The organism is Xanthomonas sp. NCPPB 1638 (assembly GCF_041475635.2).
Lineage (GTDB): Bacteria > Pseudomonadota > Gammaproteobacteria > Xanthomonadales > Xanthomonadaceae > Xanthomonas > Xanthomonas cucurbitae.
The window spans coordinates 3,706,885-3,721,405 of the sequence record NZ_CM192984.1 but is presented as its reverse complement, the minus strand read 5'-3'; the positions used below and the strand labels follow the sequence as shown (position 1 = coordinate 3,721,405).

The window sequence follows — 14,521 nt, the reverse complement described above, 5'->3', positions numbered from 1 at the left end:
TCTATTCCATGCTGCGCACCAAGCCGGCCGCGCCCAACGCATCGCGCGCCGCAGGCAAGGCCACGGCGGCCCAGCGCGCATACATCGCGCCGGAAGGATGCAGGCCATCTTCGACCAGCATCTCCACCGCATCGCTGCCGTCGCGGCTGGTAGGTGTGATATCGATGAAGCGGACTGCGCGCTCGGTACAGCGCGCTGCCGCCACGTCGTTGAACGCGTCGATCTGCGCCGCAATCAGGCCCGCATCGCGGCCTTGTGCGCGTGCGAACGGCGTCATACCCCAGTCGGGAATGGACAGCACCAGCACGCGTTTGGCATGGCCGCCGGCAAGCGCGATCGCGCGCTGTAACAGCGCATCGAACTGGCTGCGGTACTCTTCCAGCGAGCGCTCGCGGTACTGGTTGTTGACACCGATCAGCAGGCTTACCAGATCGAACGGACCCTGCGGCGCGGCCGCGTCGATCCCGGCCTGCAATTGATCGGTGGTCCAGCCGGTGGTGGCGATGATCTGTGGTGCTTGCACCGCCCACCCCTGCGCACGCAAGCCATCGGCCAGCTGCGCCGGCCACCCCTGCGCAGCGGCGACGCCTTCGCCAATCGTGTACGAATCGCCCAGCGCCAGATAGCGCTGCGGCACGCCCAGCGCGGCCATCAGGCCACGCTGCGAGGTTTCAGCGGCACCACCTTGGTCACCGCCTCGGCGCGGCGTGCCAGGGCGCGGTCGATACGTGCGAACACATCGCGCATCACGCTGGCTTCGGGCATCAGGGTCACGCGGAAGTGGTGGCGATACGGCACGTTGAAGCTGGAGCCGGGCACCACCAGCACGCCTTCCTCGTTCATCAAGTCCAACGCGAATGCGTGGTCATCGAAGTTGCGTGCCGCCGCGCCCACCACCGCCGGGAACGCGTACAGCGCACCGGCCGGTGCCACCAGTTGCAGATGCGCGCTGGCCGCGCAGGCCTCGATCACCGCGCGGCGGGTCTCGTACAGGCGGCCGCCCGGCGCGCACAACGCGGAAATGGTGTCCGGCCCGTTGACCGCCGCATCGATGGCGTACTGGCCGGGCACGTTGGCGCACAGGCGCAAGGCGCCGAGCAGGTCCAGCGCGTTGCGCAGATCGTTGATGCGTGTTTGTTCGCCGGACAGCAGCGCCCAGCCGACGCGCCAGCCGCAGGCGCGGTGCACCTTGCTCAGGCCGCTGAAGGTGATGCACGGATGCGCGCCGGCCAGCGGCGCCACCGGCACGAATTCCGCGCCGTCGTACAGCACCTGGTCGTAGATCTCATCGACCATCAGCAGCAAGTTGTGCTTGACGGCAATCGTCACGATGCGTTCGAGCAATTCCCGCGAGTAACTGGCACCGCTGGGGTTGTTCGGGTTGATCAGCACGATGGCGCGGGTACGCGAGGACACCAGCGTTTCGATCTCCACCGGGTCCGGCTGGAAGCCGTTCTCCGGCGCGCAGCGGTAGTACACCGGGCGGCCGTCGTTGAGGATGGTGGCCGCCGACCACAGCGGGTAGTCGGGCGAGGGCACCAGCACTTCGTCGCCAGGGTTGAGCAGGGCGCGTAGCGACAGGTCGATCAGCTCGCTGACGCCGTTGCCCAGGAAGATCCGGTCCGGGTGCGCATCCGGGTGCTGGCGGCGCGAGTACGCGGTGGCGATGGCTTCGCGCGCTTCCGGCAGGCCCTGCTGATGGGTGTAGGGATCGGTGCGGCCCATGTCGTCGGCGATCGCGCGCTGCAGATGCTCCGGCGCGCGGAACCCGAACGCTCCCGGATTACCGATATTGAGCTTGATGAGTTTGCGGCCCTGCGCCTCCAGCTCCCGCGCTCGCCGCGCCAGTTCGCCCCGGATTTCGTAGCGGACTTCGGACAGACGCTCGCGGATGGCGAGCGGCGTTTGCGGGGCAGTGGACATACGGCGGGCCGGTTGTAGGCGTGAGGCTTGGCATGGTAACGGAAATGTGTCAGGCGGACATGCTTGCATCGGTAACGATGTCAAGGGGGTCAGTTAAGCCGCTAAGGTATTAGGACGTATTACCAAGAGTGAATGACGCAGGCGTCGCCAATGGCTGCATATCACAGTTGGCCGCCGCTCGATTGAGAAAATTGATCGCCAACAGGATGTTCGCTGATTGACAGTTACTTAACATTCAAAGAGCCTACTCGATCACTTGAGCCTGCCGGCTCTCAGCAAGGATCGCGTTATGTCAGGGGGAAGTGCGTCGCTCTCGTTGCTCGAGGGCGGCTCGTCGGTGCATGAACGACCGGATCTGGGCTTGCAGGGGCTGGTCCTGCTCGCCCAATTCCATGGTGTTGCTGCCGATGCGACGCAATTGGCGCATGGCTTTGGCCGTGGCGGCGAGCCGTTCGACGAGACGACCTTGCTACTGGCGGCCAAGCAGCTTGGGCTGAAAGCCAAGGTCGTTGCCCAGCCGGCTGCGCGGATCGGCATGGCCGCACTGCCTGCTCTGGCACTGGTGCCGGGCGGTGACGCGTTCATCGTGGCCAAGGTCGGTGCGGATCAGATCCTGATCCATGATCTGGTCGAGAAGCGGCCGCGCTCCATCTCGCCTGCGGAGTTCGAAGCGCGTTACCAGGGGAGGTTGTTGCAGGTGGCCTCGCGGGCTTCGGTGCTGGGCGACCTGGCCAAGTTCGACTTCAGCTGGTTCATCCCGGCCGTGGTCAAGTATCGCAAGTTGATGATTGAGGTCTTTGTCGTCTCGTTCTTCATCCAGCTATTCGCGCTGATTACGCCGCTGTTCTATCAAGTGGTGATGGACAAGGTGCTGGTGCACAACGGCCTGACCACGCTGGACGTGATCGCGATCGGACTGGTCTCGATGGCGGTGTTCGACGTGCTGCTCTCCGGATTGCGCACCTATGTGTTCGCCCACACCACCAGCAAGATCGACGTGGAGCTGGGTGCGCGGCTGTTCCGGCATGTGCTGTCGCTGCCATTGGCGTATTTTGAATCGCGGCGTGTCGGCGACACCATCGCGCGTGTTCGCGAGCTGGAGAATATCCGCAACTTCCTGACCGGACAGGCGCTGACGTCGGTGCTGGACTTGTTCTTTACGGTGGTCTTTCTGTCGGTGATGTTCTGGTACAGCGGCTGGCTGACCTTGATCGTGGTGCTGTCGTTGCCGCTGTACGCCACGATCTCGGGTTTGATCACCCCGGTGCTGCGCCAGCGTTTGAACGACAAGTTTGCGCGCGGCGCCGACAACCAATCGTTCCTGGTGGAGACGGTCAGCGGCATCGGCACTGTCAAGGCGATGGCGGTGGATCCGCGCGTGACACGCACCTGGGACAACCAGCTGGCCGGCTATGTCAGCGCCGGGTTCAACGTCACCCGCATCGCCACGCTGGGCCAGCAAGGCGTGCAACTGGTGCAGAAGCTCACCGCCGTGGCGGTGCTATTCTGGGGCGCCAAGCTGGTGATGGAGGGCAAGCTGTCGATTGGCCAGTTGATCGCCTTCAACATGTTGTCCGGCCAAGTTACCGCGCCGATCATCCGGCTGGCCCAGCTGTGGCAGGATTTCCAGCAGGTGGGCATTTCGGTCGAGCGGCTGGGCGACATCCTCAATACCCGTACCGAGGTGCCGGGTAGCCGGCTGGCCTTGCCGCCGATTCGCGGGCAGGTGACGTTCGAGCGGGTCACCTTCCGCTACCGGCCGGATGCGCCCGAGGTGCTCAACGGGATCGAGCTGGATATCCGCCCTGGCGAAATCATCGGCATCGTCGGCCGTTCCGGCTCCGGCAAGAGCACGCTGACCAAGCTGGTGCAGCGGCTCTACACGCCCGAGCGCGGGCGTGTCCTGATCGATGGCCAGGATCTGGCGCTGGCCGATCCGGCCTGGCTGCGCCGGCAACTGGGCGTGGTGTTGCAGGAGAACTTCCTGTTCAACCGCAGCGTGCGCGAGAACATCGCGTTGACCGATCCCGGCATGCCGCTGGAGCGGGTGATCCATGCCGCAAAGCTGGCCGGCGCCCACGACTTCATTCTGGAATTGCCAGAGGGCTACGACACCAAGGTGGGCGAGCATGGTACCGGTTTGTCCGGCGGGCAGCGGCAGCGCATTGCGATCGCACGCGCATTGATTGGCGACCCGCGCATTCTGATCTTGGACGAAGCGACCAGTGCGCTGGACTACGAATCGGAGCATGCGGTGATGCAGAACATGCGTGCGATCTGCAAGGGCCGCACCGTGCTGATTATTGCCCATCGCCTGTCCACCGTGCGGCAGGCCAATCGCATCGTGGTGGTGGAGAAGGGACGCATCGTCGAGAGCGGCTCGCACGCTGAATTGGTCGACCGCCCGGAAGGCCAGTACGCACATCTGTACAGACTGCAACAGGGGACACCGTGAAGCACCTGTTCCAGGGATGGCGTGATTTCTTTCTCCGCTATTTCAAGATCTTCAAATCGGTCTGGGCGGTGCGCCGCCAGCTCGACCCGCCCGCGCGCAGCGCCGATGAGCGCGCGTTCCTGCCCGCCCATCTTGAGCTGACCGAAACTCCGGTCTCGCCCACCGCGCGCTGGACGATGCGCATCATCATCGGGTTCTTCTGCGTGGCGCTGCTGTGGGCCTGCCTGGGCAAGCTCGAAATCGTCGCCGTGGCGCCCGGCAAGACCGTGGTCGATTCGCGGACCAAGGTGGTGCAGACCGCAGAAACCGCGGTGGTACGCAGGATCCTGGTACGCGATGGCCAGGCGGTGAAGAAAGGTCAGTTGCTGGTCGAACTCGATGCCACCGCCACCGGCGCCGAATTCGCCCAGGCCGGCGACGCCCTGGTCAACGCACGGCTCGCCGCGCTACGTCAGGCCGCCCTGGCAACGGCCATCGCCACCGGGCAGCCACCGCAGCTGGGCGCGGCACCGGATCTACCCGCCGAGCGCGTAGCCAACGAGCAGCAATTGGTCAGCAGCCAGTTCGACGCATTCCAGGCGCGCCGGCATAACCTGCAAGCCAGCATCGCCCAACGCCAGGCCGAGTTGCAGACTACCCAGGACGCGATCCAACCGCTGGCCGAATCCGCACGCATCTCCAAAGTGCGCGCAGAGGACTACGGCCGCCTGGTCGAAGGCAAGTACGTCGGCCGCCACGACTATCTGCTGCGCGAACAGGAACGCATCGCCGCAGAAAGCCAGCTCGCCACCCAGCGCAATCGCCTACAGGAAATCCGCTCGGCGATCAGCGCGGCACAGGAAGAGTTGCGCGTGCTGGTTACCGACACACGCCAGCAGGCACTGGATGCCCTGCGCCAAGCCAGCGAGCAGGCCGGCCAACTGACCCAGGACGTCGCCAAGACAGGACGACGCGACAAGCTGATGGCCCTGCACGCGCCCGTCGACGGCACCATCCAGCAACTGGCCGTTCATACAATAGGTGGTGTGGTGACGCCCGCACAGCCGTTACTGGTCGTAGTACCGGCCGAAGAAGCGCTGGAGGTTGAAGTCACCGTCTTGAACAAGGACATCGGCTTCTTGCGACCCGGCCAGCCGGTTACGGTCAAGGTCGACAGTTTCCCTTACACCCGCTACGGCTATCTGACCGGGACGGTCGCCAGCGTCTCGCATGATGCCGCGCAGGACGAAAAGCTCGGCTTGGTATTCCCTGCGCGCATCAAATTGAATGGCAGCACGTTAGAGATCGATGGCGTCAAGGTGCGGATGAGTGCCGGGATGAGTTTGAATGCGGAAGTGAAAACGGGGAAGCGGCGGGTGATTGATTATTTGTTGAGTCCTTTGCGAATGCATGGCTCGGAATCCTTGAGAGAGAGATGAAATTATGAAACTGCTGATGCTCATCGGTTTGGTCGTGGTCATGACGTGTATGTCTGGCTGCAAGCAAAAGATGAAATGGAAGGAGCAGGTCTGGCTGGGTGAGGGGCGATTTGTGGAGGTGAAGCGTCAGGCGGTAGGGAGACTGGATTTTCCCAATTCGTCGTCAATCGTCACGCTGCATCAAGAATTCAGATATGAGCCCTTGCAGGTACTGTGGGAAAGAGAGGGCGCGGTACAAGTTAAATCTTTTTATATCGATGGCAACGATGCTTATCTTGTTACAACGGCATGGGAAGGCCGCGCTAAATTCTGCATGTGGCGACGTAAAGGCGATTTTCTACTGAATGTCTTGCGCTGGCGTAATGGAAAAATGCAGGAAATCGATCAGAGCGAAGCTCCACTTGAAAAAATGCGGATGAACCTTTCCGGGGATGCGCACTGGATCCTTCATAACGATGGTCGGGGGGGGCAATACTTATCATGGAAAGAAGTTGCAGACCTTACGAGGCAATGGGAAGAGCAACCGCCAAGTTTAGTCTTAGATTTTTATACTCGAACACCAAATCTATCTTGTAAATAACTAAGGGAGTTAAAGTTAATGGAATTCAGTGACTCTGAAAAGGCGTATGCGCAGCTTGCAGCAAATGTCTATGCTGCTTCTAATAATGACGTGAATGGAAATCCACTGATTAGATCAGAGCTCAATGCATTGCCACTCCCGGGGCCGGAATGGACAAAAATTTCAGAGCGAGTAACTGGCTCCGGCTTTATGGGGAAAGCCTTTCGTAATTCTGAAACTGGTGAAGTGGTAGTTAGTTATGCAGGAACCACGCAAGAAAATTTAATGGATTGGATTTTCGGAAATATTCCTGCGGGTGCTGGTGTTTATTCTACCCAGGTGGAGCAGGCCATGGCTTTTTACCTGGAAGTGCTTAGGATTCCGGGTGTTGCCGACACGTCTGTAACTTTCATGTGTCACTCGCTTGGTTGGGGGGGGGCTTGCGTCGCTGATGGCAGTTTCTTTTGACAGTATTGATATCCAGGATCTGTCGCAATCATGAAGTGCACTTGCGAAATGCGGTAAGTATTTCGCAAGTGTATTTGGTTGAATTAGATGTAGTGCATGAGTTTTTCACCAGAAATATTTCACGAGGGCGATGCGATGACGATGCACGGATGGGTAATAGTTGGGGGGCTGGTGATGGCTGCCGTGTTGATTGGTTGCAGCAACAAGGACACCATGCGCTGGAAGGAGCAGGTGTGGCTTAGCGATGGGCGGCGTATTGATGTGGATCGTTATTCAGTGGCGTTAAAAAGTGGTTTCCCCAATACGAACGATGGTCCTCCTATCTATCAGGAAATTAATTACTCGCCGTTGGGGGTGCACTGGTCTGCTAAGACCGCGGACGTGGTCCCGGAAATGCTTTCTTTTGATGTAGTTAACAATGACGCCTATCTAGTGGTCGCTATCACTGATAAGAAAGAAAAGTTCTGCGTGGACAAGTCTTCGGGAACCTATTTAATTGAGGTCTATCGATGGCGCAAAGGCGTGATGCACAGGGTCGATCAGCAGCAGGCGCCTATCGCGCAGATGGGAGTTAATTTGTCTGGAACCGGGAATTGGGGGTTTCGCCATGCGGATAGGCCCGTGACCTACCTGTCTTGGGACGATATTGCTTATGTAACGAGGCAGCCAAGTTCTGGCCCTCCAAAATTAATCTCTGAGTTCTACAAGAAACGCGACTACGCGATTTGTGACTAATATTTAATTGTATAAGAAGGATGGATTGCCATGGATTTCAATAAAGTGCAGCTTGATTATGCTTTACTTGCGGCTAATGTATATGGAGCGAAATCTGGTGTTAGAACGGAGTTGAATACGCTCGGGCCCCCAAATGGATGGATCCAGATAGCCGAATCCGTATCGGTGACAGGGTTCATGGCTAGAGCCTACCAAAACGCTGCTACAGGCGAGGTGGTCGTTTCGTATGCTGGGACGACAAATGAAGAAGGCGCCACGTTGAACGACTGGCTGTCGGGCAATCTTCCGGCAGGCTTGGGGACAATCTCTCAGTCATTGGAGGCGGTCGTTTTCTATCTGGATGTCCTTAAGCTGCAAGACGTGGACCCTGGCAAGACCAGTTTTACCGGGCATTCCCTCGGTGGTGGCCTTGCGTCATTGATGGCGGTCTATTTCGATAAGAAGGCAATTGTCTTCGACTAGGCGCTGTTCGAGTTGTCGGCGGCCTCATTTACTTACGATGCATACGAAGCGATATTGGAGCTTGCTGAATATACAATTCCACAGGCGTTCAAAGATTACAATCAACTTGAATACAAGGCGCGGAAAGCCAATGTGCAGCAGATCGTAGTAGCTGGGGAGGTGCTTAGCTATGCGACAGACAATGCGTTCAAGATAAATGACGGCAATCCGCTCGTGCTAGACCCCCAGGCAGAAGATCTTTTTGGATGGGGTGGCAGCGTTGGCACTGATTTCTCGAGAGCCGTCAATCTGCATTCGATGACATTGCTTGCAGGGTTCATGAATTCTAAGGATTTTCTTCAGGCGTCGAGGAATTATAAGGAGCTGCTTCCAAGAATCTTTGAGGGTGCATACAAGAACCTGCTTCCAACCAGTATCACCTCCAGCACCTTGCTTGAATTGCTGGTGCAGCGGCAACTGGCGGGAGAAGGCTCTCTCGATGTAATTGCAGCTGACTTGGCGAAAATCGCTGCTGCGGAACTGCGAGGAGCCGATAATTCGTTCGTCATTCATGAAAATGGAGATAGGAAAGAGTTGAATCTGGCCGGTGCGTTGGTAGACGTCTTGCTAGCCGGGCTTTATCAGCAAGCGGATGGTAGATCACCAAAGAAGGCGTTCGTTGGTCGGCTCACCGAAGTTCTGACCCGTAGTGACGGCTACATCAGTTTCGATGCGGAAGCACTCGGTGATCAGCAGAAGGTCGGCATCGAATCACTTAGCCAATATGTCTCTGCAAGAACACAAAATGTTGCCCTCGATACGAATCTTCTGGAGCGCGCACGCTGGGGTGTCCAGGATGGTGCTGCCATGCACTATGTCGGTTCTGATTTCGACGTGCGCTCGGACGTGGTGGTGGCCCTGCACGGCAACAACACTATCGCTGTCGGCGGCGGCGATGATCTGGTCCTGGGTGGCGACGGGGATGACGACATCAGTGGCGGTTCGGGCGACGACTACATGTACGGCGGCGCAGGATTTGATACCTATCGTTTTCGTACCAATGAATCGCTGCTCGCCAGCGTAGATCGTATCTATGACAGCGGTGGAGATGGGGTTCTTTACGTTGACAACATGTTGGTGACGGCGGGTGAACGTCTGACCGAGACCACCTGGGCCGATGCTACCGGCAAGCTGCGATAGACCTTGATTGGGACTCCGGTCAATACCCTGATGATCACTAATGCCTCAAGCGGCGACACAATCCATGTCGAGCGCTGGCAGAACGGCCATTTGGGCATATCGCTAGGCGGAGAGATTGGTGTGCTGCCGCCGTCGGGTAGCAAGTGGGACGGCGATCTGACACCGGAAGTCGAAAACATCAACGGCGTCTTCCAGGGAACTGAAGCGGCCGAGGCGTTCTATACGGGCTTCGGCACCGACACCATCGACGCTAGTGGCGGTGTCGATGTCATCAACGGTGGGTCTGGCAGCGACATCATCCATGGCGGCGATGGCAACGACTTCATCGTCGAGGTCGCCAGAACGGCGCGTAATCTGGACCGCTGGGTCGGTGCCCCGCCCACCGACAGGATGTTGGCCAGTGGCGTGGGTTTCATGGTGGGTCTGCGCAGCGGCGATGCGGAAGATGCGCGGACCTATTACGAAGACGTCTTCCTGGGGTTGGTCGGCACCATCCGGAATGGTGGGCCGTCGTTCTATCCAGATCCGGAACTGTTTGCCGACGGCGGCGACGTCATCGATGGCGGCGGCGGCTCGGATCTTATCATGAGCGGTGAGGGCAACGATGTTGTCGACGGCGGCATCGGCAACGACGTGATCTCTGGCGGCCATGACAACGACATCCTGTTGGGCAACGACGGTGACGACCTGATCTTCGGCGACCAGATCAACGGCGTGCTTGCGGGTGAAGAGCTTGCCAATCTGTCGTCTGCAGCACGGGTGGACGGCAACGACATCATCGACGGCGGTGCTGGCAACGACGAATTGCGGGGCGACGGGGGTAGCGATCAGATCTGGGGCGGCCAGGACGACGATGTCATTCTTGGCGATACCGTGGGCATGGACGCGTCGCGCCAGGGTAACGACAGTTTGTATGGCGGCGAGGGTCAGGATCAGATCTGGGGAGGCGGCGGCAACGACACCATTTCCGGCGATGCGGGCAACGACACCATCTTCGGTGACTTCGTGGTCGGCCAGCTGGGTCTGGAACTCCATGGCGCAGACCGCATCACCGGCGGGACAGGCATGGACTGGATCAATGGGCAGGGGGGCGATGATGTCATCGACGGCGGCGAGGACGCAGACACCCTGCTGGGTGGCGCGGGATCGGACACCATCAGTGGTGGCGCAGGGTATGACGTGATTGTCGGCGACGACGTCGACGCGCCGGAAAGCGAGCAAGGCAACGATACGATCGAAGGCGGCCTGGGAGATGACACGATTCTCGGCATGGGCGGCAACGACCAGATCGCCGGCGGCGAAGGCAATGACAGTCTGCATGGTGACGATCAGGCTGGAAATTTCACCGGTAATGACAAGCTCTCCGGCAATGCAGGTGACGACGTTCTCGATGGCGGGAGGGGAGACGATCAACTTAATGGTGGTATCGGAAACGACATCCTGATTGGCGCAGAAGGAAACGATACCTACGTCATCAAGGCCGGAGATGGGCATGATGTGGTGAGTGAGTTGGGCAATGCATCGTCTGGAAGCGACACCGTCATGCTGAGTGGCTTGCTGAGAGATCAGGCCACGTTCCGACGCAGCGGGGGCGCGTTGGTGATGGCGTTCGGCGCGGACCAAACGATTCGCCTTGATGGCTTCCTGACGCCCGAGAGTGGCGGGCACCGGATCGTCTTTGGCGACGGTACTGTTCTAGGCAAGGCCGAAGCCCTGAGCCTGCTGGGTGGCGGCACTGCAGGTAATGACGATCTCCAAGGGAGCAGTGGGGACGATGAGCTGTACGGCGAGGCCGGTAACGACAAGTTGCAGGGACTGGAGGGCGATGATTCCCTTGACGGTGGCGTCGGCAACGACCTCGTCTTTGGTGGGGGTGGTAACGATTTGCTGGCAGGTGGTGATGGCGACGATCTTCTCGATGGCGGGGCTGGCGACGATCGCTTGTCTGGCGGATCGGGTTCCGACGTGTTTCGCTATGGAAATGGTTACGGCAATGACAGTATTGCCTTTGATCCCACTGCTGCCATCCGGCGCGTACAGCTGGTTGATATCAGTCATTCCTCCAATCTGCACTACGCGCTCAAGAGTGGTGCATTGATAGTGACCGTTACGGAGACTGGTCAGAATCTCACCATAGAGGGGTATGTCGGTGTCGATGGGCCGACGGCACGGGTCTTTCTTGCCGACGGTACCGAGCTTTTGCCCGAGTTGCTGTGGCGCGGCGACGACGAGATTGAAGGGAGTTCGGCAGACGACACGCTTTATGGGTACGACGGCGACGATGATATTTTTGGTGACTGGGGGAAGGATACGATCTACGGTGGTAGTGGCAACGATATGCTGCAGGGCGACTATCGGTATTGGTGGATTAAGGCCGGCCAAGACGATTATCTGGATGGTGGCGACGGTGACGACGATATTTATGGCAATGCTGGCAATGACACCCTGTTGGGTGGAGCGGGCAACGACGAACTCGTCGGTCAGGATGGCGCTGACATTCTGAATGGAGGCGCCGGTAACGATTCACTTCGTGGAAATGCGGATTCAGACATCTATGAGTTCGGCCGCGGTGGAGGTCGCGATGGCATCTTGGAATACTACTGGCGGGACGATAGTAGGCCCAGGTTTGGAGATATCGATACGCTCAGATTCGATGCCAGTGTGTTGGAGAAAGATGTTGTCGTGTATCGAGGCGATAGCCTTGGAGGCGATTTGACGTTCATCATAGATGGGACTGACGATTCGATCTCTGTGCGGGAATTCTACGATTACCAGTATCCAGATTTCAGGGTGCTGGACTCGATTGAGCAGGTAGTTTTTTCCGACGGCACCACCTGGGATTTGCAGGAGATTTTATACCAGTCCATGCAAGGTTCGTATCGGAATGACAATCTGGTTGGATTCTATGCAAGGAATGATTTCATCGATGCCGGTGCGGGTAACGACATGGTGTCCGCGCGAGAGAATGACGACACAATTCTGGGCGGGTCTGGAAACGACAGCCTGGAGGGAGGTGGGGGTAATGACATCCTGGTCGGTGGACGTGGTTCGGACATTCTCATCGGTGGTAGTGGAGACGATATTTACCGTTTCGGCCTGGGTTCTGAGTTGGATTTTGTAGATAATTTCCCAACCGAGGAGCCTGGGCATGATCTGATCGAGCTGGGGGAAGGAATTACTGTCGACAATATTCGTCTTGCGCGTTCCGCTAATGCGCTGGTGATCGACATCGAAGGCTACACCGACCGGCTAATCGTGCTGGGTCACTTTCGCGCTGGTGAAGAATGGGGTAGTGGTGGTCCGATTGATGCGCTGCATTTCGCCGACGGAACCATTTGGAACCAAGAGGATATCCTGGCGCAACTAACCGCACCGCTCGACCCCATCGAGGTCTCCGTGGATTCGTCCTATCCAGAGATCCCGGACGCCGGCGGCTACGTCATCGGTATCCAGAATGGGATGGGCGAGGTCAATCGGGAAACTGCAGGAGCCACGTGGTTTGACATCGGGCCAGGAGGGGCGCGCCTACTTGGCGGCTTGGCCGGGGACACCTACGTGTTTGGGAAGGGTTACGGAAGCCTGTTCATCCGTGATGGTGGTGGAATGGACAGGATCCTGTTCAATGCTGACATTTCCCAAGGCGACATTACGCTCTACAAGCTGGGCGAGAACATGGAAGTACAAGTCGATGGTCAAGCGATGCTCACCATCGACGGATTTTTTGCTATAGATGAAAAGGGAATGATCGAATCGATGGTGTTCGCGGATGGAACCATCTGGGATTCAGCAACGCTGCACGCCACTGCTATCAATCCGGATATGAACTTGACTGGGACAGAAGACAACGATGTACTGAGCGGAGGTATCGGGAATGATCAGTTATTCGGAATGGCGGGCAACGACCAGCTGCAAGGAAATAGCGGTGACGATTTGCTCGACGGCGGCACGGGCGCAGATGTGATGCGCGGTGGTGCAGGCAGCGACACTTACGTGGTGGACGATAGCGGCGACTCGATTTATGATGATGGATATTCAGACGATTCTAGAATCAAGAGTATCAACACCGTACGTAGTAGTATTGATTACGCACTTGGAATGAACGTGCAGCAGTTGATTCTCGACGGAGTTTCCGATCTCAACGGGACGGGTAACAGGAATTCGAATAGTTTGAAGGGAAATGCCGGGGCCAACGTCCTGACTGGGGCGGCTGCAGAGGATTATTCCTATGAGGCCGACTGGATGGACGGTGGGGCAGGGAATGACACATTGATCGGTGCATGGGGCGACGACACGCTTATCGGTGGTGCGGGTGATGATCGCATGGAGGGTGGTGGTGGCGACGATCTTTATTATGTTGACAGTGTCGGTGATGTAATTGTAGAAACCGAGGGGCATGCCCCCTCATTTCCCATGGCAATGGCGATGCAGTCGTCCAACAATGCGGTGACATCATCTGTGACGGACTCAGGAGGGTCCGGTATTCCCGCGATGGGCGAACATCCTTATCGCAACGGCGATACGGTAGCCGCCAGTATCGATTTTACGTTGGTAGGTAGCCTGGAGTCGCTGATTCTGATCGGTACCGCCGTCAGTGGCACCGGGAATGAATTCCGCAATGAGTTAACCGGCAATGCGCAAGACAACGTGCTAAGCGGATTGGGTGAGTACGACACCCTCTATGGAGGGGGCGGGCGTGATCTCTTGTACGGCGGGGATGGTGGGGATGAGCTGGATGGCAACGATGGAAACGACACTCTGGTTGGCGGCGATGGCGATGACCTCTATGTCTACACCGCTGGCCAAGGCGATGACACCATCGTGAATGTCGATGCCTATGGCGAAGATATGTTGCGCGTCAACGGCGCCGGGTTCGATCAATTCAGCTTTGCACGAAGCGGCGACGACATGGTCATAACGTTGAATGACCAATCTGGAAGCTTGATGTTCAAGGGCTGGTATACGGAAGCGGCCAATCGTGTCGACCGTCTGTACGACCAGAACTGGATGGAGCTTACCGCAGACCAGGTAGACAGTTTGGTTGGTGGGGCGGAACTGAGTCAGTTGGTCGGTGCAATGTCCCAGGCCGAAGCAGGCCAGGAGGTCTTTGCGCAGTCTTGGAACGAACGTGAAAATCAGCCGCATGTATTGATCGCTGCACTTTAATTTCCCCTGGGTGGATGCACCCCTCCCGCAAATAGTTTTATATATTTGCGGGAGGGGAAATCGATCTGCGGGGTGATCTTCGTCGTCCCAAGATTCCTTCACTCTGCGGCCAGTCGTTCGAGTCATTGCGGTTGCACCAGCCGGCCCCCGCTGCCGCCT

The 14,521-nt window shown here is 58.2% G+C and carries 10 protein-coding genes; 8 read left to right on the top strand and 2 right to left on the bottom strand.

What is annotated here, in order from left to right:
- Position 1 precedes the first annotated feature (1 nt).
- Together ACCQ13_RS16065 and ACCQ13_RS16060 are read right to left on the bottom strand one after the other, a co-directional pair.
- Positions 2 to 652 carry an SGNH/GDSL hydrolase family protein gene (locus ACCQ13_RS16065; protein ID WP_159407550.1) on the bottom strand — a complete coding sequence of 217 codons (651 nt, stop codon included), beginning with the start codon at positions 650 to 652 and terminating at the stop codon, positions 2 to 4.
- Positions 652 to 1,923: a pyridoxal phosphate-dependent aminotransferase gene (locus tag ACCQ13_RS16060; RefSeq protein WP_159407549.1), complete on the bottom strand. Its 1,272-nt coding sequence runs from the start codon at positions 1,921 to 1,923 to the stop codon at positions 652 to 654. Before ACCQ13_RS16060 ends, ACCQ13_RS16065 begins: the two co-directional genes overlap by 1 nt.
- 289 nt (positions 1,924 to 2,212) lie before the next feature.
- On the opposite strand from ACCQ13_RS16060, the gene ACCQ13_RS16055 reads away from it, so the two are divergent.
- The 8 genes from ACCQ13_RS16055 (at position 2,213) to ACCQ13_RS16020 (ending at position 14,362) form a co-directional block, all read left to right on the top strand.
- Positions 2,213 to 4,378, top strand: a complete 2,166-nt coding sequence (locus ACCQ13_RS16055; RefSeq protein ID WP_159407548.1) for a type I secretion system permease/ATPase — start codon at positions 2,213 to 2,215, stop codon at positions 4,376 to 4,378.
- Positions 4,375 to 5,796 carry an HlyD family type I secretion periplasmic adaptor subunit gene (locus tag ACCQ13_RS16050; RefSeq protein ID WP_159407547.1) on the top strand — a complete coding sequence of 474 codons (1,422 nt, stop codon included), beginning with the start codon at positions 4,375 to 4,377 and terminating at the stop codon, positions 5,794 to 5,796. The genes ACCQ13_RS16055 and ACCQ13_RS16050 overlap by 4 nt, the downstream gene beginning before the upstream one ends.
- Positions 5,797 to 5,800: 4 nt before the next feature.
- The gene (locus ACCQ13_RS16045; protein WP_223214359.1) at positions 5,801 to 6,376 is read left to right on the top strand and encodes a hypothetical protein; all 576 of its coding nucleotides are present in this window, start codon (positions 5,801 to 5,803) and stop codon (positions 6,374 to 6,376) included.
- An 18-nt stretch (positions 6,377 to 6,394) separates the two neighbouring features.
- On the top strand, positions 6,395 to 6,823 hold the full coding sequence (locus ACCQ13_RS16040) for a Tle-like phospholipase domain-containing protein (RefSeq protein WP_274391976.1): 429 nt from the start codon (positions 6,395 to 6,397) through the stop codon (positions 6,821 to 6,823).
- A gap of 96 nt (positions 6,824 to 6,919) precedes the next feature.
- Positions 6,920 to 7,558 carry a hypothetical protein gene (locus ACCQ13_RS16035; protein WP_223214358.1) on the top strand — a complete coding sequence of 213 codons (639 nt, stop codon included), beginning with the start codon at positions 6,920 to 6,922 and terminating at the stop codon, positions 7,556 to 7,558.
- A gap of 30 nt (positions 7,559 to 7,588) precedes the next feature.
- Positions 7,589 to 8,020 carry a Tle-like phospholipase domain-containing protein gene (locus tag ACCQ13_RS16030; RefSeq protein WP_159407545.1) on the top strand — a complete coding sequence of 144 codons (432 nt, stop codon included), beginning with the start codon at positions 7,589 to 7,591 and terminating at the stop codon, positions 8,018 to 8,020.
- A gap of 54 nt (positions 8,021 to 8,074) precedes the next feature.
- Positions 8,075 to 9,199 (top strand): hypothetical protein, encoded by a 1,125-nt coding sequence (locus ACCQ13_RS16025; protein ID WP_223214357.1) that lies wholly within the window; start codon positions 8,075 to 8,077, stop codon positions 9,197 to 9,199.
- A gap of 30 nt (positions 9,200 to 9,229) precedes the next feature.
- The gene (locus ACCQ13_RS16020; RefSeq protein ID WP_274391975.1) at positions 9,230 to 14,362 is read left to right on the top strand and encodes a calcium-binding protein; all 5,133 of its coding nucleotides are present in this window, start codon (positions 9,230 to 9,232) and stop codon (positions 14,360 to 14,362) included.
- Positions 14,363 to 14,521 lie beyond the last annotated feature (159 nt).